Origin of the sequence: Colwellia sp. 1_MG-2023 (genome assembly GCF_030546755.1) — a bacterium.
Lineage (GTDB): Bacteria > Pseudomonadota > Gammaproteobacteria > Enterobacterales > Alteromonadaceae > Thalassotalea_H.
Map to the genome: position 1 here is coordinate 313,393 of NZ_JAUOPE010000004.1, position 21,788 is coordinate 335,180.

The window sequence follows — 21,788 nt, forward strand, 5'->3', positions numbered from 1 at the left end:
ATGGTATTGAAAACCCTAAAGGCCTTGAACGCTGAACGAGAATCGAGTGTTTTTGATACGGTTATTAGTCAAGCTTTGGTCATTGATGGCTCTGGTAAGCAAGGCATCACACAAGACGTTGCAATAAAAGGTAATAAAATTGCTGCCATTGGTGACTTGTCTAACTGCACAGCAAAAAACGTAATTAATGGTCAAGGGTTGGTATTAGCGCCTGGCTTTATTGATGTACATACCCATGATGATCTTGAGGTGGTGCGCAATCCAGAAATGATGGCGAAAATTAGCCAAGGTGTTGCCACGGTTGTTGTCGGCAACTGCGGAATTAGTGCTAGTCCTTATTCGCTTAAAAACGTGTTACCCGACCCGATTAATTTACTGGGTCAATCAACAGAGTTTCAATTTGCCGATTTAGCCAGCTATGCGACTAAGCTTTCCGAGCAAAAACCCAACGTGAATGTTGTGGCATTAGTTGGGCACACTGCGTTACGCGCACAAGTAATGGATGATTTATCCCAACCGGCTAGCGGCAAAGAAATTTCAAAAATGTCGGCATTATTAAAGTTAGCCTTAGCACAAGGGGCAAAAGGCTTTAGTACCGGGCTTGCTTATAAAAATGCTCAAGCAGCGCCTAGTGATGAAGTAGCAAGTTTAGCTAAAGAGCTGGCAAATTTTGATGCTATTTATACCACGCATTTACGCACCGAGTTTGACGGTATTATTGGCGCGTTAGATGAAGCGTTTTCTTTAGGAAAAAAAGTAAACTCGCCCGTAGTTATTTCACATTTAAAGTGTGCCGGCAAGCAAAACTGGGGAAGGGCGAAAGAGGTTATCGCTCATGTTAAAAAAGCACAACAGTCACATGAAATTGCTTGTGATTGTTATCCTTATCATGCCAGCTCAAGTACCTTAGATTTAAAGCAAGTGACGGATGACTTTGAAATATTTATTACCTGGTCGGATGCTGAGCCAAGTATGGCAGGAAAAACCTTAGCAGACATCGCGAAAGCATGGCAATTATCTTTATATGATGCTGCTGTAAAACTGATGCCTGCCGGTGCGGTTTATCATGGCATGAATGAAAAAGATGTTGAAGACATAGTGCAGTTTCCAAGTAGCATGTTTGGCTCTGATGGTTTGCCTTGTGATCCTCATCCCCACCCGAGATTATGGGGCTCATTTCCGCGAGTGTTAGGGCATTTTACTCGCGACAAAAAACTCCTTTCCATTGAGCAAGCTGTTCATAAAATGACTGGCTTGTCGGCAACAAATTTTAAATTATTAAAACGTGGCTTTATCAAAACGGGTTATTTCGCCGATTTAGTCCTTTTTGATGCTGAAAATATTCAAGACCAAGCAAGTTTTTCGCAACCATTTGAACGTTCAATTGGCGTTAAATTTTTATGGGTGAATGGTCAGTTAACTTATCAAGAAGAGCAAGGTGCGATCACCGATGAAACTTCAAGAGCCGGCTTGTTTTTAAAACATGAACATAGCGTAACGTCTGATTTTAATGAACAGACATTAGAAAAATAGTAATGAACACAACACAAATAACTTACATAACGAGGTATTAAAATGACAATTAAACGATTTGGCGCAGATGGTGGCGTGGGAACAGGCGGACAACATTTACCTTTTTCAAGTGCCGTGGAAGCCGGTGGTTGGTTAATGGTTTCCGGACAAACGCCAATGCGTGATGGTGAAGTTGTTGAAGGAGGCATTATTGAGCAATCACGCATCGCCATTGAGAACTGTCTGAAAATTATGACCGATGCCGGTTACGGTTTAGAGCATGTGGCACATGTCAAAGTGATATTGACCGATGCGCGATACTTTCAATCGTTCAATAAAGTATTTAAAGAGTTTTTTGGCGAACATCCCCCAGCACGAATTTGTGCCGTTGCTGATTTGGTGGTGGATTGTAAAGTTGAAGTGGATGTGACTTGTTACAAAGCACCATAACACTGTTTTTCGCGAGTAAAATACACGTTAAATGATAGGATAATATTATGGAAAGCACCTTTATCATTGCCTTTATTATTTATGCATTGGCAATGATCGCGCTTAGTTGGTTTGTTTCAAGAAAGCATCACTCTGGCGAAGATTTTTTGCTTGGTGGCCGCAGTTTACCGTTATTACTAACTTTAGGTACAACGGTTGCTACTATGGTTGGAACAGGCTCTTCTATGGGCGCTGTCGGTTTTGCCTATCACAACGGTTGGGCTGGTATGCTTTATGGCATAGGCGGTTCTATTGGTATTTTATTACTCGCATGGATTTTTGCACCGGTTCGTCAGTATAAATTTATGACCATGAGTGAAGAAATTGCTTTTTATGTTGGCGCTCATCCGGTGATTAAAAATGTGATCGCCATCGTTATTTATGTCGCAAGCATAGGTTGGCTAGGGGCACATATTATTGGTGGTGGTATGTATTTATCTTGGTTAACCGGCTTAGATATTAATACGGCTAAGCTGTTTATCGCGATTAGTTTTACCATTTATGTTGTTATTGGTGGTTATACTGCTGTGGTGTGGACCGACTCTATTCAAGCGCTCATTTTATTTACGGGCTTTATTTTGATGGCGATTTTTTCGGTGCAACATGTCGGTGGGTGGCAAGCGATGATTGAGGCACAACCAAGTGCGAATATTTCATGGTTTGCTCTGGATAAAATCGGCGTTTTACCGGCAGTTTCTTTATCTTTAGCTATTTTAGTGGGGATTTTAGCGACCCCTTCATTTAGACAACGCATTTATTCAGGCAAAAATGTTAAGTCGATTCGACAATCGTTTATCTATTCAGGTTTATTGTATTTAGGTTTTTCGATTATTCCTGCCATTATTGGCATGAGTGCATTTGCTATGAACCAAGAATTAGCCAATGCCGCCTATGCCTTTCCACATATTGCATTAAATGTAATGCCATTAGGCTTAGGTGTATTTATTATCATCGCAGGCATATCAGCCACACTATCAAGTGCTAGCTCTGATGCTATTGCTGGAGTGAGTGTTGCGCTTCGTGACCTTTATCGTTTGGTTATGGGAAAAATGCCAACACCAGAACGCGTTGTGTGGTTATCAAGAATCAGCTTAGTGATCACCATTAGTATCTCGTTAGGTTTTGCGTTACTTTCCAATGATATTATTTCTTATATCACCAAAATGATCGCAATTTTAATGTCAGGCATGTGTGTTTGTGGCTTATTAGGGCGCTTTTGGCATCGTTATAATTGGCAAGGGGCGATGGCTAGTTTATTAGCGTCGATGAGTGCGGCATTAACGGTAAGTTTACAGCCAGCGTGGAGTGAATATTGGGGTAACCCTGTAATACCAGCCTTAATAAGCGGTATTATTGCCGGTGTGATAGTGACAGTTTTAACGCGACAATCTACGTTGAATACCCAACAGGCCTTAGCAAAGTTAAATGCTGAGCGTGCAGAAATGGAATCGTTTTAGGTAATTACTGAATGAGAAATATTTATTATGAGTTTTACAACATGACCTTATCAAACCATAAGTTATCAATGGCAAAAATTATCGTTATTAGCGTCTGTTTGTTTATGATGATGTTCACGCAACAGGCCAGCGCGCAAGAAAAGTCATTGGCTTTGATGCCTTATCCACAGTCAGTAAAATTATTGCCTGAACAATACACGTTAACAAAGAATGTGCAATTAAAGGTACAAGGTGTTCATGAAAAACGTCAATCATTTATAAACAAACGTGTCGTTAGCCAATTTGCAAAGCTAGGGCATCAAGTTATTCAACAACCGTCTGTTGATAGTGAAGGGTTTAGTAAAATCAATTTGATCATCAACCAAGGCAAAGCACACGAAAACTATCAACCAACACTTAACAATGATGAAAGTTATCAGTTAAAAATATCTCAACAAGGTATTGATATTTTAGCGAATAATGACTTTGGTGCCTTACATGGCTTAGCGACGCTTATGCAATTAATTGCCGCTAATAACTCATCACAAATTACGATTTTACCGCAAGTTGTGATAAATGATTTTCCTCGTTTTCCTTGGCGTGGCTTGATGATTGATAGTGTTCGTCATTTTATTTCAGTTAAAGCAATAAAACGTCAACTTGATGGTATGGCTATTGCCAAATTAAATGTCTTTCATTGGCATTTAACCGATGATCAAGGTTGGCGATTTGAATCAAAAGCCTACCCTAAATTACATAAATTAGCGTCTGACGGACAATATTACAGCCAACAAGAAATCAAAGACGTTGTTCACTATGCAAGTCAGTTAGGTATTCGTGTTGTGCCTGAATTTGATGTGCCAGGTCACGCATCAGCTATTGCTGTGGCGTACCCTGAATTAATTACCGAGAAAAAGCGTTACTCAATGGAAGATGGTTGGGGTGTTTTCGACCCATTACTTGACCCAAGTAATCCTGATGTTTACGTATTTATTGATAAAATTGTTGCGGAATTTACTTCACTTTTCCCTGATGAGTATTTACATATTGGTGGTGATGAAGTTCACCCCATACAGTGGCAAAAAAGTGAAGCGGTTCAACAGTATATGGCCGAAAACAACGTTAAAGACAGCCATGAGTTACAAGTACATTTTAATGAAAAAGTACAAACTATTCTGACAAAACATCAGCGAAAAATGATGGGTTGGGATGAAATTTATCACCCTAAATTACCTAAAGATATTATGGTGCAGTCATGGCGAGGAATGGAATCTTTAAGTCAAATTGCGGCCAATCAATACCAAGGGTTATTGTCGACGGGCTTTTATATCGATCAACCACAGAGCAGTGCTTATCATTATCGTAATGAATTGTTAGCAAAGCGGCCAAATGCAGTAGTTACACCAAGTAGTGAAGATACGATTTCGGCGTGGCAATTTACTATGCCACGTTTAAAAGGCAATGCGGTACAAGGCACATTGGCTATGGTTAGTCGCAATAATTATCTTATCCATGCCTATGTTAAATTAAATAATAATCACTATCAAAAAGTGCAACTTGAACGTCAATTAACTCTACAACAGACGCAAATCAATTTTACTGTAGATAGCTGGATGGGGCCAACACGTGGTGAATTTGATTTGTCTGACCCAACCACCTTAACTGGCCGTATTTTAGTGGGTAACGCTCATTATGATGTGCAAGGCCAGCAGATAAATGAATTTGATTTTACTAGCGTTAAATTATTACCCAATATTTTACCTGAGCATGAAAAAAATATTCTTGGCGGCGAAGCAACACTATGGACAGAGCTTGTTACAGAAAAAAATATTGATCTCCGTATTTGGCCACGTACCTTTGCAATTGCAGAACGATTATGGTCAGCAAAATCAAGACAAAATATCAATCAGATGTACCAACGTTTATTTAAAATAAATGCTAGTGCGGCTAAGTTGGGATTACATCATTTACAACAGAATATTAACGGTATTCGTGGGCTAGTATTTCCCGAGACAAGGCTAAGTTCTTTGATGATGTTAGCGGAACAATTAGAGCCAGCACATTACTATACTCGCCATCATTTAAAGTTTAAAAAAGGTCAATATCACCAAAGAGCTGGCTTAAATAGCTTTGTTGATTATCTGCCGACTGAAAGTTTAGCTTTGGTCAGTATGCAGCAACAACTTTATGCCTTTAAAGGCGGCGATAAAGCCGGATTACAAACGATAGTAAATACCATGAGGCAATGGCATACGAGTTATGACGAGGCAATAAAAATTATCAAGAAAAACCCAAAGTTATCAACACTAACTGAAGTTGTTTACGATGTAAGAACCATCAATACCTTAGGATTAACCGTTGCGCATAGTTGCTTAGCAGGCGTTAAAATAAGAACACCCGAAGTGAAGCGCATTAAGCAGCACTTAGCTAATTTACATCGAAATGTAAGAGAGATTTCCTTGGCTTCTGGATTGTTTGTTGAAAAACTACTCGACGCGTGTAAAGCATAATGTGGAAAATTTGTATTAGAATCGATCTATTACACCTATTTGGCGTGTAATAGATCAATATGAAACTGTCAGAAACCTTTACATATGTCGTAATTAAGATTTTCACGTTAGTGGTAATATGTTGCTTTTCTTAAGTATTGTTAGCGTGGTTCAATAATTGCTTTATTGAGAAAAACTAAAAACTAAAGAAAGGACTCACATGATAAATTTTAACAAAAAAATAATATTAACCACTTTTTTACTATTCACTCATTTTTCTATCTCCGCATCAATTATTACATCAGACTTAACCGTTGAAGGCAGTATTGCCCTTGGTTCAATTGACCAAGTTTCTGGCGTGTGGATCACACCGGATACAACATTTACGGGTAGCATGTCTGTTGGTTCGAATTCGAGTCAAGTTAATCCTTCTAACCTTCCTGGAGCATTAGATGTTGTTGGAGATAATACGAGTAATGTCGCCATTACAGATACAGATCAGAAGTTAAGCTTTAACACTAATTTGTTCTCGCATGCTGTAGAATATGAAATTGTTGCCTTTGATTTTAATATGTATATAGAAAACACTCATGCAACAGACACTTTTGAGCTTTATTTTGTTTTTAATTTTCTAAACGAAGTCAGCACAGAATTTGGCGGCTTTTCTAGCTCTTTGATCAGTCTTTATGATAACAATGATGAGTTCTTATATTCAGATATCATCTCAGATGCTGATTTTGGTAATGAGCATAATGGAGCCCCTTTGCCTCCTCCTTATGGTGGTCCAGTTGCAGATTCAGGGTATTTCAACTTCTCACATACCTTATTAGCAGGTGAAAGTTTAAATATTACTGGGATGATAGAAGCTTCCTTTGGTTTTATTCCCCCTGGCGTTACCCCGGCTATGCAAAAATCATTCGGAGAATTAGGCCTTAATGATGTGCGTCAAATTCATGTTGGCCAGCCACCTACAAGTGTGCCAGAGCCTTCTTCTTTCATTCTGTTTTTATCAATATTTATTCTATCTATCCGTTCAAAAATAAAACGTTCAAAAATATAAAACATTTAAAAATAAAAAAGGATTTAACCATGAAAAATTTATATAAAAAAATTGCCTTACTGTTAATATTATTACCGAGTCTATTCATTGGTAAAAGCGCCCTAGCTTGTAGCTCATTCGAATCAATGCTTGGTTCTATGTGTGTATTCGCGGGTAATTTCGCGCCTCGAGGGTATGCATTGGCTCAAGGCCAGTTGCTTCCTATCAGTCAAAACAGTGCACTATTTTCAATTTTAGGTACAACATATGGCGGCAATGGATATACAACCTTTGCCTTGCCTGATACGCGAGGTCGTTCGGTTATTGGATCGGGACATGGACCAGGTTTACAAGACTATCGACTTGGTCAAAAAAGTGGACGAGAATTTCAGACGTTAACTACTATTCATATGCCGTCACATACTCATACGGCGACAACAACAGTTGTAAATGATGTGACAATTGATGGTGTTGCTGATTTAAATGCCGTTAATGGGCGCTCTTCTAGTAATACTCCAGGCGGTAAAGCTTTAGGCCAAAGTCCTAATCGTCAAAATATTTACAGTGCATCAGCGCCGAGTGTAGCCATGCATCCAGACTCTATAGCGTTAAACTTATCGGGTGCGGTAACTTCTACAGCAACCACCAACGTTAATGCAAATGGCGCAGGACAACAATTTGATATCAGAGCACCTTATATCACCATGAATTGGATTATAGCAACTCAAGGAACATTTCCATCAAGGAATTAATTCATGAGATTTAATACCTACAAACAGCTCGTTATCGGGCTGTTTTTTATTGTCTTTAGCCAAAATATACTAGCTAATAAACAAGACTCAAATCAATCATTACAAGTTGCACAACAATTACTTGCAGAAGAAAAGTTTGATCAATCGTTTAAACTTTTTGAAGCGCTTGCCAAAAATAATCATTCGCTTGCAAACATGACACTTGGCTTATTTTATAAATTAGGCTGGGGTAAAGTGGAAAAAAATAACTCTCAAGCGTGTCATTGGTTTTATCAAGCGGCATTATCTGAGATCCCACAAGCTCAAAAAGAGTTTGCTGACTGTATCAATTTTAACTATCTTGCCGCTCCCCTTGAATCACAACTAACTGACGTAGAATCGCTGCCAAGCTATTGGTATAAAAAAGCTTTTGAAAATGGCTTGCATGATGCAGGCTGTGATATTGGCAGATTATATTTAGATTCGAAATGGCAAAACCAAGATATTAAAAAAGTAATTGAATGGTGTACGCCTGCCGCAGAGCGGAGTGCAGTTGCTGCACAAATTACCTTAGGTGATGCATATGTTTTATCTTCACCATTACAAAATGTTGCTAGGGCAGAATATTGGTATCAACAGGCTGTTCAGCGCAATTCAGGACAGGCAGCGTTTAAATTGGCGAATCTTTATTATTCTATGGTGATAACTCAGCAAGATGATACTGATTTAATGGAAAAAGCGGTTTTGATGATGGAAACCTCTTCCTCATTAAAATATGCCCCATCTTATGAAAAAACAGCAGCTATATATTGGCGAAAGTTAGCAACTGTTGACGCCGAAAATGCGTCCTCAGTGTTGGCCAAATCTTACTTGTGGGCTAAAACGGCATACCAAGTTAACCCTAGTCAAGAGAACCTTGATTTTTTAATGCTGATAACCAATGAAATGCCTGAAAGTTGGCAACCTAAATTAGACGAACAGGTGAATAACTTTCTAGATTAGTTAACGGTTAAGCCATTTGTTGAAGTACACTTTGGCTAAGCCAAGAGTCAGGAATTGATAAGTCGAGAATAACATCGAAATGGTTTTTACCCTCAATTTCAGTGAATGACGAGTGGATGTTTTGTTTTGTTAATCGTTGCTTCATTGCGTTAGTTTGTCGTTTAAATTCATTGGTTTCGTTATCACCATACGCCAGAATAACTTTACAGTCAGGTAAGGGTATATTTGCTGTATGATTACTTTCTAAATCGATCAAAAGCGGACTATTTTCAATGATTTCTTGTGATGTTAATTGCAAAGGTTTGTTGATATAGGTTTGCGCAATCGGAGTTAGATCATAAATACCGCTAACGGCACATATGCCTTTGATTATATTTGACTTAACTGTGAGGTATTGTGACCAATCAGTAAGCGCCAACATCATGGCTAAATGCCCACCCGCCGAACTGCCAGAAAGATAAATTTCATTGTTATCATACCCATATTCATTCGCGTGTTGATAAAGCCAAACGATGGCTTGTCGACATTGCTCAACAATTTCTGTCAATGTTGCTTGTGGGGCTAGTGAATAATTAATGACGGCAAAATGAAAGCCTTGCTGTTGAAAGTTATTGGCGGCAAAACAAGATTCATTTTTTGAAAGCTCTTGCCAATAGCCACCATGAAAATAAACATGAATTTTCTTTTGAACGTTGCCTGAATCAAATGGCAGAAATAAATCTAGTACTTCATCTTTTGAATAACCATATTGAAGATTTTCCAACACTTTATGTTGTTGCTGTGCATAAAGGAGGTTTTGCTGGCTCAACGTGAGGTATTGGTTAATGTAGACGTTAATATCATCTATGCAACTACTCGGTGAGTATTCTTGTTCAAGTGATTTTAAATCGAAGTCTTGATAGAGCAAGTGATTGTTTTTTATTTTAGACAAATGAGCCTCTGCTATTTCCACACGGCTATTTAAGTTAAGCCAAAATTTCAGTCAAATATTTCGATAATGGGTAATTGTTTGTTTCACTATAGATAATTTGAGAGTCGTTAAATAATGATTTTTGTTTTAGTTAATCATTCATTTATCTGATAAATCAGTTAATTTATCTCAAAACCCAAGATATACAATATAATGCCCTGACGTACTTGAAAACTTATGATATAAAACCCCGTTAACAAATTTGCTACATAAAAAATAATGATAAAAGCATAAAACCTAAATAACTAACAACAAGGTTCCACATAATGAACATAGTAAAATCTCGCCTTAAGAATGCGCTAGCTTTAGCTATTGCTGCCTCTGCGATAAGCTTAACTGCATGTGAAGAAAACACTGCTCAAGCGCCTCAATCCCCGTCTGTTGCTGAACAAACTGCGATAGCTAAAGTAACACGTCAAAATAGCGAATCCTTATATGAGGATTATGCGAAAATGCGTGCTCAGCAAGTTAATAATGTTACTTACAACTTACAAGTTACCCTAGATAACAAAACGGAAAGTTTTTCTGGGGTAACGGATCTTAGTTTTGATTTAGTCGCCAACAATCAAAACGACCTAACCATTGATTTTGAAATGGGGTCGGTAAATTCAGTAAAAGTAAATGGTAAACCGGTTTCATTTACTTATGAAAAATGGTTTATCACAGTGCCTGCCGCTGAGTTAGCAGAAGGTAAAAATACAGTTACCGTTGATTATCAACGTCCTTATGCGACCGATGGCTCAGGTTTACATCGTTTTGTAGACCCTGAAAATGGCGAAGTGTATTTATACACAGACTTTGAACCTTATGATGCGAACCGTTTATTTCCACATTTTGATCAGCCTGACTTAAAAGCTAAATACACCATGCAGGTAACAGCGCCAAGTCATTGGAAAGTAATTACTTCAGTGCGTGAAACGGCAATTGATCAACAAGGTGAAAACAATGTTTGGAACTTCCCAGAGTCAGCCAAGTTTTCTTCTTATATTTTCTCTCTTCATGCGGGTAACTACGCCGTATGGGAAGATAAATTTGAAGATATTCCGCTGCGATTGTTTGCTCGCCAAAGTTTAGCGGAATATGTAAAAACGGAAGAATGGTTCGAACCAACGAAACAAAGCTTTAAATTTTTTAATGACTATTTTGATGTTCGCTACCCGTTTGTGAAATACGATCAAATTGTTGCGCCTGATTTTAATGCTGGCGCAATGGAAAACGTTGCGGCAGTTACGTTTAACGAAGGTTATATTGCGCGTGGAGAAAAATCGACACTGGCAAAAATGGGTTTAGCCAATGTTATCGCTCATGAAATGGCACATATGTGGTTTGGCGATTTAGTAACTATGCGCTGGTGGAATGGCTTATGGTTAAACGAAAGTTTCGCCACTTATATGGCAAATTTAGCGATTAATGAAGCGAGTGACTTTGAAAACGCCTGGGATGTTTTCTATTCAGGGACTAAACAATGGGCATACAGAAGTGATGACTCAGTAAATACTCATGCGATTGAATTGCCGGTACCTTCAACAGGTGATGCGTTAACTAACTTTGATGGCATTACTTACGGTAAAGGTGCGTCAGTACTGAAGCAATTGCCTTATTACTTAGGTGAAGAAAACTTCCGCGTTGGCGTGAGTAATTATCTGAAAAAATTCTCATATAAAAATACTGAGCTTGATGATTTTATTGGCGAATTGGGTAAAGCTGCTGGTAAAGATATGACGCAGTGGACACAAGACTGGTTATACAATGCCGGCTTAAATACTATTAAAGTGAATTATCAATGTAGCGATAATAAAATTAGCCAATTGAACATTGAACAAACAGCGCCGTCTGATTATCCAACGTTACGTGAGCAACGTGTACAAGTTGGCTTATATAATTATGCTGATAATAAGATGACTTTAACGACAGCAATTCCGGTGACTTATAAAGGCGCGAATACGGAAGTTACAGCAGCAATTGGTCAAGCATGTCCTGATCTTGTTTATCCTAACGAAGCTGATTGGGGCTTTGTTAAAGTTGATTTAGATGACAAGTCACTTGCCTCAGTTGAAAAACATATCAATGCCGTTGAAAGCACCACAATGCGATTAATGTTATGGCAAAGTTTGTCTGACAGTGTTCGTGATGCCAACTTAGCAGCTGACAAATTTGTGCACTTTGCTATTGCCAATATCGAAGGTGAAACTGACTACAACGTCGTGCGAAAAATTGCCGGAAGTTTAACCACAGCATTGCGCTATTTAACAACGGCAACTCGTTTGGAGCAGAAAGATTATGCTGATTTATATCGTGAAGTTGAAGACTTATATTTAGGTTTACTAGAAAAAGCTGAAGCGGGTTCTGATTTTCAAAAAATGTGGTATAGCCGTTATGTGTCTATGTCTAAGTCTGATAAACATTTAAAAAACCTTTTAAATGTTCTACAAGGCGAAAAATCGTATGATGGTTTAACGATCGACCAAGATAAGCGTTGGAAGATTCTTACGCAATTAAATCGTTATCAACACGGAAACTATGCAGCTTTACTTGAAGCCGAAAAAGCGAAAGATAATTCAGACAGCGGCATTAAAAGCGCGATATATGCTGAAGTACTTCGCCCAGAAGAACAAGTAAAAGCTAAATGGTTTGATGTGGTGGTGAATAACCCAGACAACTTAAAACTTTCAACATTGCGCTACATCATGTGGGGGTTATTCCCATCAGATCAAGGTAAGCTTGAAGCTCCTTATAAAGCAAAAATTCTAGCGCATATTCCCAAGTTGAACGAAGGTAGCGATTTAGAATTATTAAGTGCATTTACCGGTTCAATGTTACCGACAGAATGTACGGCTGAAAGTGAGACTGAATTGGCAAAACTTGTTGATGATTATAAAGACATGAAACCACAAGCGTTAAAGTCAGTTAAAGCACAACATCAAAATGTCGAACGATGTGTGAAAGCATTAACATTACTTAAGTAATTTTCGATTAACCTTGTGAACAAAAAGCACTTCCATCGAAGTGCTTTTTTTGTATATTGAAAAGTAAATACAATTTAATTGATATATTTTGTAACCCTTTTACATTTTCATTTGTCTATCTATATAACGACTAATTAAAAGAACGTTTAATGGCCTTATCAGGATTTCAACAGCATTTATCACAAGGAGTGATACAGCAAGCTCAAGCGGGCGATATTTTGGCATTTGAGACAATTTATCTTACGTATGCTGATGCGAGTTATAACTTGGCCTTTCGCATTTGTAATAATCAAGCTTTAGCTCAAGATATTGTGCAAGAGGCTTTTATTAAAGTAATGAATAATATCAACAAATTTAAACATGATGGTGCTTTTGCTGGGTGGGTGAGACGTATTGTCGCCAATGAAACCATTAATAGAGTGAAGTCTGAAAACCTTTTACGTCTTGTTTCAGATGACGAAATTTTAGAGCAACAAGAAACAAATTTATTTGGCACAGAGTGGCTTTCTGCATGTAGCGATCTTGATTTTTTGCTTAAAGCATTACCCACTATGAGTCGTGCGGTAATTATATTGCACGAAATAGAAGGTTATAAGCATAAAGAAATAGCTGCCTTTTTTGGTAAGTCAGAAAGTTTTTCAAAAACCACTTTAAGTCGAGCGTATAGCAGTTTAATGGAAATGACGTTAGATCGAGGGCAAAACCATGCACTTAAATGATCAACAGTTGCTTGAACTAAGTGATGAAAATAAACATCATTTAGAACAATGTAAAGAGTGTAGTTTACGAGCTAAAAACCTTATAAAGATTAGAGATCAATTCAATGCTTTGCCAACCGTTGAGATGCCAAACAAAAATTGGCAAGCAATTAAAGAGCAATTCGAAAGTCAGCAAGTGATAGCTAAACCACGTATTTCCGCTTTTAAATTTTGGCAAGTGGCGAGTTTAACGATAGCGGCGTCCGCTTTATTAATGATTTATATGCCATCAGTGAATATGTTAAATGCACCAGAATTAAATAAAGATCAGCAATTAGCTAATTTGATATTAGAAAATAATCAACTACAGCAACAGTTATTTGAGTCTTTAAACGAAAAGAATAATCAACCAATAGATGTTGCTCTAATGCAGTCTGAATTAAGTCTAATAGATTTGTCTATTCAGCAAGCTTACCTTGAAGAAGGAGCAATTGATGATTTATCAAAGTTGTGGACTCAACGTTTGGCATTAATGAAAAATCAATTTTCTCGTCAATCTTCCCAAAGTAGCGTCAATATTTAATGGAAATTATCTGATGACAAAAACTATCTTACTCGCGCTGTTAATTGGTTTAACCTTTAATGCTTCAGCATATGCGATTCAAGACTCAAAAAAAGTTGAGCATACGCCAAGTACTCAACAATTATTGTCGAACTTACAGAAAGAAATTGAAGCAACGACTCTTGCTATCGCCAAGAATGAAAGCAGTAAGAATAAAGATATTACTGAACTAAATTACGCTATTTCATTGCCTGAAAAGCAATATGCGAACTTAGGATTATTAGTAAACTTAACTATAAAAGATCAGGGGTATCAGGTGATATCTGTAACGCCTGGCAGCGATGCATATAAACTTGGCATACGGGTTAATGATTTCATACAAAAAATTGATGGCGTGAATGTTGGGGAATTATCGAAAAAGGCAGTTATTGGTACTTTATATAAGGTAAACCCTGATGATGTTATATCGCTAGGCGTTGAATCTAAAGGTGTTTATCAAGAAATTGTTGTGAAAATTCATGGTGTACTGCTTCCTGCTATCAGATTGAATGTAGGTAAAAACTAAGGAAATAGTTCAGCTTGTTCAATTAATAGTTCAAATTTAACTTAACAAGAGAATTACTATTATAAAATAGGGAATATTATGAAATTACTCAAATTATTATTAGTTACCAGTTGGATGTTATTAAGCTTTTCATCAGCTGCGACGTTAGATTCGACCGTTTTAACGGATGACTCACAAAAACTTATCGAGCAATTACAAAAGAAAATAGAAGCTACAAGACTGGCTATCGCGGTCAATGAAAGTAATTCAGGAAATGATATGGAAAATTTCTATCATTCATTATCGTTGCCAGAAAAGCTGTATGTAAATTTAGGCGTCTTATTAAATCGCAACATCGCCAATACAGGATATCAAATTATCTCGGTTAAAGCAGGCAGCAGTGCAGAAAAGCTAGGATTGAAAGTCAATGATTTTATCCAGCACATTAATGGTATTGAATTAAAAACGTTACCCTCAAATGCGGCGTTAAATGCATTAAGTAATATAAAACCTAATGAGGAGTTAACTTTAGGGGGCGAAACATCAGGTAATTATAAAGAATTCAAAACGAAACTCAGTGGCGTTTCAGTGCCTGCCGTCACTTTGAGTATGGGCAATAGTAGTTCAAATAATTCATCTATGACAAGTAACGAACCTTTAGAAGGTGAAATAACAAACTTAGATAATGCTTGTGGGGCTGTTTCTTTATTCAGATCGGGTGAACTTTATGATGCATTGTTTAAACAAGTTGATGGTCTTGGAGTTCCAATAGAGAGAAGGTTTATACAGTTACCTGTTGGTAAACATCAATTGTCTTTATATCGTGGCTATAATGGAGTTTCAAGTGGGCGCCCTGATGGTAAAGCCATGCCATTAGAAATAGATATTCAGGCTAATACGACTTATTATGTCGCCGTAAAAATTCATGACGAATCTCGTTTTGATAGGACTAGACATACGATGGGTACTCGCATTCAGAAGAAAATTAAGTGGCAGCCAGTTATATGGAAGACTGAAACTAAGGAATGTAGTCTTTAATTTATTAACATGAAATTATTAGTAGGAATTTTTAGTTAGCTAATTTACTTATAAAAGTTTATTAACTTGAGTTCGCTCATACAAGCACTTCCATCGAAGTGCTTTTTTATCTGTGAAATAAATGATTCTGATTGTTTATCCTTTTGCTATTCAATAAATAATGATTATTCACTTATTAATTTTATCTGTATTACTTCGAATGTTAGACTGATTTCAGCGTAATAATTTTTTATAGGAAAGTAATGAAAGTTTTTTTAGTGGTAGCAATTGTTTTGATAATCTTTCTTTTAGTGAGAAATAACAATAACAAAGCATTAGCGGCAGAAAATATTAAAATAGGTGAGCAGTTTTTAGCGAGCAATAAATCGGTTGAAGGGGTGATAGAAACGGAATCTGGCTTGCAATATCAAGTGTTGAAATCAGGGGAAGGCACAGAACATCCAACCGCTAGTTCTAAGGTAAGTGTTCACTACCATGGAACGTTACTAGACGGTACTATGTTCGATAGCTCTGTTGTGCGTGGTAAACCACTTAGTTTTGGTTTAAGCCAAGTGATAAAAGGGTGGACCGAAGGTGTGCAACTCATGACTGTTGGCGATAAGTTTAAATTTTTTATTCCGGCTAATCTTGGTTATGGTAATAGTGCTACGGGTAAAATACTACCGGGTTCATTGCTTATCTTTGAAGTTGAGCTGTTAGCGATTCAATAAATTGCTCATTTATCAATACATTGAGTAGGCTGTAAGGTTAAAGGTTAAAGGTTAAAGGCTTAAGCGTTATTATCAATATAATAACGTTGCATAAACGCCATGTATGCCTGTTCATCAACGATTGTTAGTCCGTCATTTTCAAATTCCTCACATTCTGAAGCATTTGGAAATGTAAAATAGCTCTGACTCTCATCTTGTGGATGAGAGTTGAGAGTTAATCCTGCTGAAAGCGTTTCAATCGCGCTTAAAATATCTAAAGCCCCTTGTTTATAAAGCTCAAGTACATGATAAAGATAAGAGCGGCCTGCCATTACTTTTAACCTTGAAACCTTTATGATTTTCCCGGTATCAATAGAGCTGTCATCAATCGTATGTAAAGTAGTGCCTATTTCACTGTCTTTATTTTTCAGTGCCCAAAATGTCGCCATGACACCTTTATATTTTGGCAATATCCCCGAATGAAGGTTAATAACGCCTCTGTGAGGAACGTTAATAACCTGCTCTTTTAAAATACCGCCATAGCGAATTGAAACGATAAGGTCTGGCGCAAGAGCTTTTAAATCTTCAATCATTTGTGGTGAGTTAATTTGGTTAACTTCTCTTATTTCTGAACTTAAAAGAGAGGTGAAATTCTCAAAAGTTTTATATGACTTTTTATTCTTCGCTCTCTGTATGAGAGGACTGAGTAATTGATTAAATAAATCTTGTTCGAAAAACTTTAATCGAGCTAATTGTTTTGGTGGATTGCCTTCTTTTCCTACGCGAGCAGATAACCATAAGTGAGTGTCATGATTTGCCGATATTTCAGGTAATATCTTATTCAGAGCAAAATTGCTGGCCAGATCTTTATTAGCAAGAAATAATATTTTCACCGTTATTCAGCCAATAAGTTTACAATTTCTTGTTGGTATTGCTGCTTCTTTTCTTCGGTAAAACCAACATGAGTACTGACAATTTTTCCTTCTTTATTTATGATAAAACTACTGGGCATGCCTTTTAATTTAAATGCTCGGGCAACCTTACCTTTTGGATCATAAAAAATTGGAAATTGTGCCGGAGTCTCTTTTAAAAACTTTTCAGCTAAGTCTGACTCTGCATCCAAATTAACACTGAGAATAGTAAAGTTCTTATCCGCGTATTTAGCTTGCATGTCATTCATCCACGGAAAAGATTTTCGACAGGGAATGCACCAAGATGCCCAAAAGTCTACGTAAATAACTTTGCCTTTGTGGCGCGCTACTTGGCTTTCAAAGTCGCTTAACGTATCGGCGAAGCTAATATGACTTATCAATAATGATATTGCCGCGATCAAAATAATATTGTATTTGTTCATTTGTTCTCTACAAGTTAATAAGACGCTAAGGTTATGTTTACACAGTTATAAGCTTTTAAATACTATTTTTTGCAAGGGATTAATTACCAATTTAAATAGAAATTAAACTTAATTGCTACTACCATTAGTCAACATTATTGAAACAAACTTACCCGATTAGATTACTTTTATCACTTGTAACAAAGTATTAATTACCCGTTGTTTATCTTATAAAAAAGGGGTTAAATCGTTTTACTGTACTCTGATCATCAGCAAGTGTTACTGTATAAAGTGCTGATTACTTAACCGAAAAATAAGTGACTACTATGGATAAATCTATAACTATAAATGGTGAACAACACCCTATCGATGTTGACAATGATATGCCGTTATTGTGGTTTTTACGTGACCGCTTAGAAATAACAGGCACTAAGTTTGGCTGTGGCGCAGGTTTATGCGGTGCTTGTACAGTTCATGTTGATGGTGTTGCAACTCGCGCCTGTATAACGCCTGTTGGCATGTTGGCAGGAAAAGCAATTACCACGATTGAAGGTTTATCTGAAAATGGTGACCACCCCTTACAAAAAGCTTGGTTAAATAATAATGTTCCTCAGTGTGGCTATTGTCAGGCTGGACAAATTATGAACGCGGCGGGGTTCTTGGCGACTAATCCAACGCCTACTGCTGAAGAAATTGATACTGCGATGCAAGGCAATATTTGTCGATGTGGTACTTATCAACGTATTAAAAAGGCGATTGGTGAAGCAGCCTTTGAATTAGCCAAGGAGGTTTCGTAATGAGTATTCTTGAAAAATTAACTAATAAAGCAAACGAAACCAACCATATTGAAAATGTCAGTCGCCGTAATTTTATCAAAGCTTCTGGTGTGGCGACCACTGGTTTGGTACTAGGCGTGGCAATTCCTTCAAAAGCGATGGCATTTAGTCATTCGGAAAGTGAGGCTGCTTTTAATCCTAATGCTTTTATTCATTTACAAGAAAATGGTGATTTACTGCTATATTGTGGTCGTTGTGAAATGGGCCAAGGTATTAGTACTGCTTTGCCGGCAGCGGTTGCCGATGAAATGGAAGCAGATTGGTCACGGGTTACTGTGCAACAGGCTGATGGCGATGAAAAATATGGTCCACAGGGCACCGGTGGTTCAGCAAGTATTCGTGTGATGTACGAGCCAATGCGTGAAGCAGGCGCTGCCGCTAAACTTATGTTAGTTGCGGCTGCGGCAAAAGTTTGGAAAGTATCCGTTGATGACTGTGAAGCAAAAAATCATTTTGTATATCAAAAATCGACAGGCAAAAAGCTCTCTTTCGGGCAACTAGCTAGCCTAGCCGCGACACAACCTGTACCTGAAAAACCAGCATTAAAAGCAAAGTCTGCCTATAACTACATTGGCAAAGCACTGCCAAGACACGACCAAGGAAAAGTAGTCGTTGGTGAACGTGTTTATGGTGTAGATACTAAATTACCCGGTTTAAAGTATGCCGCCATTACGCATTGTCCGGTACTTGGTGGTAAGTTGAAGTCTCTTGTAAAAGATGAGGCATTAGCTATGAAGGGAGTGTTAGACGTCATTGTGGTTGATCGTTTAGCTGTGCCTTATGGTTCAATTGGTGGTGTTGCCGTTGTGGCTGATAATACTTGGACTGCACAACAAGCTTTAGCGAAATTAAAGATTGAATGGGATTTAGGTGAAAATGCCAGCTATGACACCGTTGCTTATAAAAAACAATTAGTAAAAAATGTTGAAAACCCTGCTGAACTAGCGACTGAACGGGGAGACGTAAACTCTGCTTTTGCTACGGCAGCTAAAACCCTTAAAGCTACATATACTGGCGGTCATTTATCGCATTCTCCTATGGAGCCCAATGCCAGTGTTGTGTTTGTTGAAAAAGATAAATGTGAGGTGTGGGCAGCAACCCAATCTCCTGCTGATATCCAAAAAGTACTTGGTCAGTATTTAAAACGTGAACCTAAAGATATTATTGTTCATGTCACCATGGCAGGTGGTGCATTTGGTCGTAAATTTAAATGTGACTACGTACATGAAGCGGCAGTTCTTTCTGAAAAAACCGGTTTTCCTATACAGTTAACGTGGTCTCGTGAAGAAGACATGCGTACGGGTTATTACCACTCTATTAGTGCTCAACATATTGAAGCATCACTAGATGAGAACGGCGCAGTAACAGGCTGGCTACATCGTACGGCTTTTCCGCCAATTGGCTCATTATTTAATCCAGCGACTGTCAAACCGTCTAAAGATGATGTTTCTGCCGTTGATAATTATCCTTTCGGCCTACCTAATTTTAGAAGTGAAATAGGCGACGCGAAAGCACATACGCGAATTGGTTGGTATCGCGCTGTTTATGCGATTTTTTATGGTTTCTCATTTAGTACTTTCGCGGATGAATTAGCCTATAAAGCGGGTAAAGATCCGTTAACATTTTTGAATCAATTGTATGATGCAAATAATATTGAAGAGCAAAAAGAGCAAGTCAGTCGCTCTAAAAATGCTTTAGAAATTGCAGCTAAGCAGTCGGGCTGGTTTGAGCGTGAAAATCTTCCTAAAGGACAAGGTATTGGTTTAGCAGTACATTATAGTTTTCAAAGCTATGTCGCTATGGCTGTTAGGGTTGAGTCAGATGGCGATAATATTAAAGTACTGCAAGTTGATTGTGTCATTGACTGTGGCCAAGTATTAAACCGTGATGGCGCAACCGCGCAAATGGAAGGTGCTGTTGTTATGGGCATGTCGCTGGCGCTTAGTACGGAAATTACTTTTAGAGAAGGTGCGGTAGTAAATTCTAACTTCCATAACTATCCAGTAATGCGTATCAATGATATGCCTAAGGTAAATGTTCATATTGTTGAATCAGATCATAAACCTACTGGTCTTGGTGAACCTGGTGTTGCACCGTTTGCACCGGCATTAAGTAATGCCGTTTTTGCGGCTTCTGGAAAACGATATCGCGATATTCCATTTAAACCTATGACGGTTTAAAAACTGAATGTTACCTTTGTAATCTGCCATCTCAATGTTGAGATGGCTTTTTTATTTCAGTTGTATTATTGAAAGATAAATCTACTTCAACTTTGCGATGAACTTTACTATGATAGTTTTCGTACAATAGTGGTTTATTCACGCTATTTATTGACTTTAATGGATGGTTTTATGTTATCTAAAAATATCGTTTTTTTACTTTCATTTTTTTGTTTAGTGGTCAATGCTGCTGCATCTGAAATGACAGCTGAGCATAAAAAGTGGTTAAAAGACAAATTTAGTATGCAACATGAAAAGCTCATCCCTATAGTCGCCGTCGCAGATATTTTCTTTGCGTGTAATCAGGTAAGAAAAACAGATAACGTAAATTATCAAGTTGCAGAGTTAGTGACGAAAGTGACCCGAGATGACCTTGCTGAAAAATTAAGTACTTGTTTGCAAGGTGAGCTGCCAAATTCAGAAACAGCTTTAAATTTTGGTCTGATTGGCTGTTTTCACGAGCAGCTGAAAGATTTACCCGAAGCTGACAGAAAAGTTAAAACAAAATTAGTAAAACAAGCAATATCTCGATTGTCAAAAGAGGAAAGACAAAGCAGTTTCACGCAGTGTGTTACTGATCAGGCGATTGGTTATCTGAAATAACAATTGTATTTTTCACACGCTCTTCATTAAATGAACTTGGCAAAATATCTACACCCACCCATTTACCTAATTTTATAACGATAGGAATGGTAATAGGGGCAAAAGGTAATACGGCAAACACACCTATACCTAATCCTTTTAACACATCAAGAAATTGCCTATTTGCTTGTTTCATTTCTTCAGGTGTTGCTTGCTTGATAGTGTAACGGCGGTAGATGCTTAGCATTTCTTTAGTTTCCACTTTTTCTTGGGCGAGCGCAATTTTGACACGAATAAGCTGACGCTTTAATTTCGTTAGTTGGCGCTTTCGATTAATACTGAGCACACGTCTAGGTGCTTTAAAGAAATAAATCCAAGTTTTCATGCTCGCATTCTACCTTACTTTTCGTAATTAACGCAGATAAAAAAATTATATGAACTTCCTTCCAGATTTATAACGTGAATGTTGTGTGATGAAAGAAGGTGAGCGTTTTTTGTTTCCGTTGCTCATGTTCAGAAAAGATTTAGTAAGTATGGAAATTCATGATAACTTCTAAGCGAGGAAATATAATAATTTTTTCTTATAATACTTTGTCTTAGATAATCTATACTGTTAATAATTTGTAACAAATGCTGTTGCTTTGACACATAGT

Annotated in this window: 20 protein-coding genes; 16 read left to right on the top strand and 4 right to left on the bottom strand. The window is 37.6% G+C overall.

All coding sequences use genetic code 11. The features are described 5' to 3' along the window. From Q4493_RS06860 to Q4493_RS06890, 7 genes are all read left to right on the top strand, one after another. On the top strand, positions 1-1,533 hold the full coding sequence (locus tag Q4493_RS06860) for an amidohydrolase family protein (RefSeq protein WP_303450685.1): 1,533 nt from the start codon (positions 1-3) through the stop codon (positions 1,531-1,533). Between the two features lie 42 nt (positions 1,534-1,575). Continuing rightward, positions 1,576-1,962 carry a RidA family protein gene (locus Q4493_RS06865; protein WP_303450688.1) on the top strand — a complete coding sequence of 129 codons (387 nt, stop codon included), beginning with the start codon at positions 1,576-1,578 and terminating at the stop codon, positions 1,960-1,962. 47 nt (positions 1,963-2,009) lie between these two features. Then, a complete protein-coding gene (locus tag Q4493_RS06870) occupies positions 2,010-3,458 on the top strand; it encodes a sodium:solute symporter family protein (RefSeq protein ID WP_303450690.1) in 1,449 nt (482 codons plus the stop codon). 11 nt (positions 3,459-3,469) lie between these two features. Then, positions 3,470-5,947 carry a beta-N-acetylhexosaminidase gene (locus Q4493_RS06875; protein ID WP_303450692.1) on the top strand — a complete coding sequence of 826 codons (2,478 nt, stop codon included), beginning with the start codon at positions 3,470-3,472 and terminating at the stop codon, positions 5,945-5,947. 199 nt (positions 5,948-6,146) lie between these two features. Beyond that, on the top strand, positions 6,147-6,986 hold the full coding sequence (locus tag Q4493_RS06880; RefSeq protein ID WP_303450694.1) for a hypothetical protein: 840 nt from the start codon (positions 6,147-6,149) through the stop codon (positions 6,984-6,986). Positions 6,987-7,015: 29 nt separating this feature from the next. Further along, on the top strand, positions 7,016-7,717 hold the full coding sequence (locus Q4493_RS06885; RefSeq protein ID WP_303450697.1) for a phage tail protein: 702 nt from the start codon (positions 7,016-7,018) through the stop codon (positions 7,715-7,717). A gap of 3 nt (positions 7,718-7,720) precedes the next feature. After that, the gene (locus Q4493_RS06890; RefSeq protein ID WP_303450700.1) at positions 7,721-8,698 is read left to right on the top strand and encodes a tetratricopeptide repeat protein; all 978 of its coding nucleotides are present in this window, start codon (positions 7,721-7,723) and stop codon (positions 8,696-8,698) included. Positions 8,699-8,705: 7 nt separating this feature from the next. On the opposite strand, the gene Q4493_RS06895 is transcribed toward Q4493_RS06890, so the two are convergent. After that, positions 8,706-9,629, bottom strand: coding sequence for an alpha/beta hydrolase (locus Q4493_RS06895; RefSeq protein WP_303450703.1), 924 nt, complete (start codon positions 9,627-9,629; stop codon positions 8,706-8,708). A 305-nt stretch (positions 9,630-9,934) separates the two neighbouring features. On the opposite strand from Q4493_RS06895, the gene pepN reads away from it, so the two are divergent. The 6 genes from pepN to Q4493_RS06925 all read left to right on the top strand — a co-directional run bounded on the left by pepN (position 9,935) and on the right by Q4493_RS06925 (position 16,186). Further along, on the top strand, positions 9,935-12,634 hold the full coding sequence (gene pepN / locus Q4493_RS06900; RefSeq protein WP_303450706.1) for an aminopeptidase N: 2,700 nt from the start codon (positions 9,935-9,937) through the stop codon (positions 12,632-12,634). Between the two features lie 149 nt (positions 12,635-12,783). Continuing rightward, positions 12,784-13,353, top strand: coding sequence for an RNA polymerase sigma factor (locus Q4493_RS06905; protein WP_303450708.1), 570 nt, complete (start codon positions 12,784-12,786; stop codon positions 13,351-13,353). Continuing rightward, positions 13,340-13,915 carry a hypothetical protein gene (locus Q4493_RS06910; protein WP_303450711.1) on the top strand — a complete coding sequence of 192 codons (576 nt, stop codon included), beginning with the start codon at positions 13,340-13,342 and terminating at the stop codon, positions 13,913-13,915. Before Q4493_RS06905 ends, Q4493_RS06910 begins: the two co-directional genes overlap by 14 nt. Before the next feature lie 13 nt (positions 13,916-13,928). Next, positions 13,929-14,459: a PDZ domain-containing protein gene (locus Q4493_RS06915; RefSeq protein WP_303450713.1), complete on the top strand. Its 531-nt coding sequence runs from the start codon at positions 13,929-13,931 to the stop codon at positions 14,457-14,459. A 78-nt stretch (positions 14,460-14,537) separates the two neighbouring features. Next, a complete protein-coding gene (locus Q4493_RS06920) occupies positions 14,538-15,476 on the top strand; it encodes a PDZ domain-containing protein (protein WP_303450716.1) in 939 nt (312 codons plus the stop codon). 242 nt (positions 15,477-15,718) lie between these two features. Continuing rightward, complete coding sequence (locus Q4493_RS06925) at positions 15,719-16,186, top strand: FKBP-type peptidyl-prolyl cis-trans isomerase (RefSeq protein WP_303450718.1); 468 nt, start codon at positions 15,719-15,721, stop codon at positions 16,184-16,186. A 59-nt stretch (positions 16,187-16,245) separates the two neighbouring features. On the opposite strand, the gene Q4493_RS06930 is transcribed toward Q4493_RS06925, so the two are convergent. Then, entirely contained in the window at positions 16,246-17,058 is an 813-nt protein-coding gene (locus Q4493_RS06930) for a formyl transferase (protein ID WP_303450721.1), read from the bottom strand. Between the two features lie 2 nt (positions 17,059-17,060). Then, a complete protein-coding gene (locus Q4493_RS06935) occupies positions 17,061-17,519 on the bottom strand; it encodes a TlpA disulfide reductase family protein (RefSeq protein ID WP_303450724.1) in 459 nt (152 codons plus the stop codon). A gap of 305 nt (positions 17,520-17,824) precedes the next feature. Here Q4493_RS06935 and Q4493_RS06940 point away from each other — a divergent pair, with 305 nt between their 5' ends. The 3 genes from Q4493_RS06940 (at position 17,825) to Q4493_RS06950 (ending at position 21,156) form a co-directional block, all read left to right on the top strand. Continuing rightward, positions 17,825-18,295 (top strand): (2Fe-2S)-binding protein, encoded by a 471-nt coding sequence (locus Q4493_RS06940; protein WP_303450727.1) that lies wholly within the window; start codon positions 17,825-17,827, stop codon positions 18,293-18,295. Further along, positions 18,295-20,514 (top strand): xanthine dehydrogenase family protein molybdopterin-binding subunit, encoded by a 2,220-nt coding sequence (locus Q4493_RS06945; RefSeq protein ID WP_303450729.1) that lies wholly within the window; start codon positions 18,295-18,297, stop codon positions 20,512-20,514. Before Q4493_RS06940 ends, Q4493_RS06945 begins: the two co-directional genes overlap by 1 nt. A 171-nt stretch (positions 20,515-20,685) precedes the next feature. Then, positions 20,686-21,156 (top strand): hypothetical protein, encoded by a 471-nt coding sequence (locus tag Q4493_RS06950; RefSeq protein ID WP_303450730.1) that lies wholly within the window; start codon positions 20,686-20,688, stop codon positions 21,154-21,156. Here the strand turns inward: Q4493_RS06950 and Q4493_RS06955 are convergent. Next, complete coding sequence (locus Q4493_RS06955) at positions 21,125-21,520, bottom strand: hypothetical protein (RefSeq protein ID WP_303450732.1); 396 nt, start codon at positions 21,518-21,520, stop codon at positions 21,125-21,127. The two genes, Q4493_RS06950 and Q4493_RS06955, sit on opposite strands and share 32 nt — an antisense overlap. Between the last annotated feature and the right edge of the window lie 268 nt (positions 21,521-21,788).

Coding starts and splice junctions, on each gene's coding strand:
- Q4493_RS06885 (WP_303450697.1), top strand. CDS start 7,016: ATGAAAAATTTATATAAAAAAATTGCCTTACTGTTAATATTATTACCG.
- Q4493_RS06865 (WP_303450688.1), top strand. CDS start 1,576: ATGACAATTAAACGATTTGGCGCAGATGGTGGCGTGGGAACAGGCGGA.
- Q4493_RS06880 (WP_303450694.1), top strand. CDS start 6,147: ATGATAAATTTTAACAAAAAAATAATATTAACCACTTTTTTACTATTC.
- Q4493_RS06945 (WP_303450729.1), top strand. CDS start 18,295: ATGAGTATTCTTGAAAAATTAACTAATAAAGCAAACGAAACCAACCAT.
- Q4493_RS06905 (WP_303450708.1), top strand. CDS start 12,784: ATGGCCTTATCAGGATTTCAACAGCATTTATCACAAGGAGTGATACAG.
- Q4493_RS06950 (WP_303450730.1), top strand. CDS start 20,686: ATGTTATCTAAAAATATCGTTTTTTTACTTTCATTTTTTTGTTTAGTG.
- Q4493_RS06890 (WP_303450700.1), top strand. CDS start 7,721: ATGAGATTTAATACCTACAAACAGCTCGTTATCGGGCTGTTTTTTATT.
- Q4493_RS06860 (WP_303450685.1), top strand. CDS start 1: ATGGTATTGAAAACCCTAAAGGCCTTGAACGCTGAACGAGAATCGAGT.
- Q4493_RS06875 (WP_303450692.1), top strand. CDS start 3,470: ATGAGAAATATTTATTATGAGTTTTACAACATGACCTTATCAAACCAT.
- Q4493_RS06920 (WP_303450716.1), top strand. CDS start 14,538: ATGAAATTACTCAAATTATTATTAGTTACCAGTTGGATGTTATTAAGC.
- Q4493_RS06870 (WP_303450690.1), top strand. CDS start 2,010: ATGGAAAGCACCTTTATCATTGCCTTTATTATTTATGCATTGGCAATG.
- pepN (WP_303450706.1), top strand. CDS start 9,935: ATGAACATAGTAAAATCTCGCCTTAAGAATGCGCTAGCTTTAGCTATT.
- Q4493_RS06910 (WP_303450711.1), top strand. CDS start 13,340: ATGCACTTAAATGATCAACAGTTGCTTGAACTAAGTGATGAAAATAAA.
- Q4493_RS06955 (WP_303450732.1), bottom strand. CDS start 21,520: ATGAAAACTTGGATTTATTTCTTTAAAGCACCTAGACGTGTGCTCAGT.
- Q4493_RS06925 (WP_303450718.1), top strand. CDS start 15,719: ATGAAAGTTTTTTTAGTGGTAGCAATTGTTTTGATAATCTTTCTTTTA.
- Q4493_RS06940 (WP_303450727.1), top strand. CDS start 17,825: ATGGATAAATCTATAACTATAAATGGTGAACAACACCCTATCGATGTT.
- Q4493_RS06935 (WP_303450724.1), bottom strand. CDS start 17,519: ATGAACAAATACAATATTATTTTGATCGCGGCAATATCATTATTGATA.
- Q4493_RS06915 (WP_303450713.1), top strand. CDS start 13,929: ATGACAAAAACTATCTTACTCGCGCTGTTAATTGGTTTAACCTTTAAT.